General features: G+C 32.7%; 3 protein-coding genes. 1 reads left to right on the plus strand and 2 read right to left on the minus strand.

Translation table 11 applies throughout. The features are described 5' to 3' along the window. The first annotated feature begins 134 nt into the window (after positions 1–134). Complete coding sequence (locus AB1349_14375; protein ID MEW6558511.1) at positions 135–488, plus strand: hypothetical protein; 354 nt, start codon at positions 135–137, stop codon at positions 486–488. A 173-nt stretch (positions 489–661) separates the two neighbouring features. Here the strand turns inward: AB1349_14375 and AB1349_14380 are convergent, their stop codons facing one another. Both AB1349_14380 and AB1349_14385 read right to left on the minus strand, forming a co-directional pair. Next, positions 662–907: a PDDEXK nuclease domain-containing protein gene (locus AB1349_14380; GenBank protein ID MEW6558512.1), complete on the minus strand. Its 246-nt coding sequence runs from the start codon at positions 905–907 to the stop codon at positions 662–664. After that, the coding region (locus AB1349_14385) for a DUF1016 N-terminal domain-containing protein (protein ID MEW6558513.1) at positions 861–1,362 on the minus strand (502 nt) is incomplete at its 5' end. The genes AB1349_14385 and AB1349_14380, both read right to left, overlap by 47 nt.

A 1,362-nucleotide genomic window follows, 5' to 3' on the forward strand; every position in this document is an offset into this window, starting at 1 on the left:
AAGTGTTGGAGAAGATACAAATTCGGTGGCTGGGTAACGATGCTGGATAAGAATGACTGTAAGACCATTAAAGAATTTTATAAAAAAATAAAATCTCTTAGAAATACAAAGATAAATATGAAAAGGGGATAAACATGGCAATAATAATTTCAAAAAATGGTAAAAATGCACAAAAGATTGAAGGAGCTGTTGATGTGACTGAAGATTATTTACAGAAATATATTTATGACAATCCAGAAACACTGCCACTTTATGAGATTAAAGAAAATATACGAATATTAATCGTAGCAAGAGAGTTTAATACTGGAAGTGGACCAATTGACGCATTAGGAATTGATAAAGACGGAGAAATTTATATTATAGAAACTAAACTGTATAAAAATTCTGATAAAAGATTAGTGGTGGCACAGGTTTTGGATTACGGGGCATCGTTATGGCATTTCTATAATAATTATGATGATTTTTTTAGTAAACATCTACTAACCTGAAAATATTGCACTCAGACAGGTATAATGATTATAAAACCCTGTAAACAAAACTCCTGACAATTGTTAAATTTCAGGACTTTTCGGGCAGAATTCCAACCAAAGAAACCGCAAAATAATTGATTTAATTCAGGCGGGACTTAACAAAATACATCATATTGTTAAACTATATTTTCTTATTTGTCGTCCTTAGCAATTTTCATTTCTATGAGGCGTTGTTTTTCGTGTTCAATCTCTTTTCTAAGGACCTCAGGGGCAGGTAATTGTAACTTATATTTTGATGCAAATATTTTATTACTCATTCCACCGAGTGCATATTCAGCAACAGTTTTTCTCTTATCCGAACAAAGGATAATACCTACAGGGTCATTTTCTTCATGGAATTTTTCTTTGTCTCTTAAATAATTCAGGTAAAGATTCATCTGTCCTGTTGATAGGCTTTTTATGTGCTTTAGCAATAACTGCAAGTTTGCGTTTAGACAAGGCAGTTCTTTCATAAAGCATTGACTGGATTTGTCTGTCAAGTTGTCTTACAGACCAGTTCCCCCGGATGCATTCTGATTCATAAAATTCTCGTTTATATTGTTCATCAATACGCATAAGTAAACGATACTGCGACCACGATAAAGGGAATAACTCACTGAATAATTCTATAGGCACTGTCTGAAATTTTACAGTTGATAATCTGGCAGGTATCAATTTGATACACGATGTGCGTCGTTTTTCTGTTTCTTTAGATTTTTCTAATTCGCTACACAGCGTGTAGCGTTTTTTAATATCTCTATAAATAAGGTAAAATTGACGAACTGCTCTTAAATGAGGTTCACCACATCCTTTTCCAATCTGTTTTGTCAAATCGTCAGATATTTTCTTTAGT

It is taken from the genome of Elusimicrobiota bacterium (assembly GCA_040757695.1).
GTDB lineage: Bacteria > Elusimicrobiota > UBA8919 > UBA8919 > UBA8919 > JBFLWK01.

Coding starts and splice junctions, on each gene's coding strand:
- AB1349_14375 (MEW6558511.1), top strand. CDS start 135: ATGGCAATAATAATTTCAAAAAATGGTAAAAATGCACAAAAGATTGAA.
- AB1349_14380 (MEW6558512.1), bottom strand. CDS start 907: ATGAATCTTTACCTGAATTATTTAAGAGACAAAGAAAAATTCCATGAA.